At 68.3% G+C, this 1,641-nt stretch carries 1 protein-coding gene; it reads right to left on the bottom strand.

Annotated features, from left to right (window positions below):
* The coding region (hutU, locus tag NJF35_RS24525) for a urocanate hydratase (protein ID WP_253091613.1) at positions 1 to 1,641 on the bottom strand (1,641 nt) is incomplete at both ends.

The following is a 1,641-nucleotide window of genomic DNA, read 5'->3' as shown; positions in this document are numbered from 1 at the left end:
GCCCGTGATCATCGGCAGGTCCAGGCCCTGCTCCTTGGCGCAGTCGATAGCGATCTGATAGCCGGCGTCGGCGTGGCGCATCACGCCGGTGCCCGGGTCGTTGGTCAGCACGCGCGCGATACGCGCCGCCGCTTCGTCGGTACCGTCGCAGACGATGACCATGCCCGAATGCTGGGAGAAGCCCATGCCCACGCCACCGCCATGGTGCAGCGAGACCCAGGTGGCGCCGCCTGCGGTGTTGAGCAGGGCGTTGAGCAGCGGCCAGTCGGAGACCGCGTCGGAGCCGTCGCGCATGGCTTCGGTCTCGCGGTTGGGGCTGGACACCGAGCCGGAGTCCAGGTGGTCGCGGCCGATGACGACCGGTGCCGACAGCTCGCCGCTGCGCACCATCTCGTTGAACGCCAGGCCCAGCTTGACACGCAGGCCCAGGCCGACCCAGCAGATACGCGCCGGCAGGCCCTGGAAGCTGATGCGCTCGCGGGCCATGTCCAGCCAGCGGTGCAGGTGAGCGTCGTCGGGGATCAGCTCCTTGACCTTGGCGTCGGTCTTGTAGATGTCCTGCGGGTCGCCCGACAGGGCCGCCCAGCGGAACGGGCCGATGCCACGGCAGAACAGCGGGCGGATGTAGGCCGGGACGAAGCCGGGGAAGTCGAAGGCGTTGGCCACGCCTTCTTCCTTGGCCATCTGGCGGATGTTGTTGCCGTAGTCGAAGGTCGGCACGCCCTGCTTCTGGAAGTCGAGCATGGCTTGCACGTGCACGGCCATGGACTGCTTGGCCGCCTTGACCACGGCGGCTGGCTCGGTCTGTGCACGGTCGCGGTACTGCTCCCAGGTCCAGCCGGCGGGCAGGTAACCGTTGAGCGGGTCGTGGGCGCTGGTCTGGTCGGTGACCATGTCCGGGCGCACGCCGCGCTTGACCAGCTCCGGCAGGATTTCGGCGGCGTTGCCATGCAGGGCGATGGAGATGGCCTTGCCTTCGGCGGTGTAGCGGGCGATGCGCGCCAGGGCGTCGTCCAGGTCGCTGGCCTGCTCGTCCACGTAGCGGGTCTGCAGGCGGAAGTCGATGCGGCTCTGCTGGCATTCGATGTTCAGCGAGCAGGCGCCGGCCAGGGTCGCGGCCAGCGGCTGGGCACCGCCCATGCCGCCCAGGCCTGCGGTCAGCACCCACTTGCCCTTGAGGTCACCGCCATAGTGCTGGCGACCGGCCTCGACGAAGGTTTCGTAGGTGCCCTGGACGATGCCCTGGCTGCCGATGTAGATCCAGCTGCCGGCGGTCATCTGCCCGTACATGGCCAGGCCCTTGGCATCCAGTTCGTTGAAGTGTTCCCAGTTGGCCCAGTGCGGCACCAGGTTGGAGTTGGCGATCAGCACGCGCGGGGCATTGGCGTGGGTCTTGAACACGCCGACCGGCTTGCCCGACTGCACCAGCAGGGTTTCGTCGTCTTCCAGGCGGGTCAGGGTCTCGACGATCTTGTCGTAGCACTCCCAGTTGCGCGCGGCGCGGCCGATGCCGCCGTACACCACCAGCTCCTTGGGGTTCTCGGCCACCTGCGGGTCGAGGTTGTTCATCAGCATGCGCAGCGGCGCTTCGGTCAGCCAGCTCTTGGCGGTCAGCTTGTTGCCACGCGGGGCGCGGATTTC

It is taken from the genome of Pseudomonas guariconensis (assembly GCF_024127895.1).
GTDB classification, from domain to species: Bacteria; Pseudomonadota; Gammaproteobacteria; order Pseudomonadales; family Pseudomonadaceae; genus Aquipseudomonas; species Aquipseudomonas guariconensis_B.
This window is presented reverse-complemented; position numbering and strand designations above follow the sequence as displayed.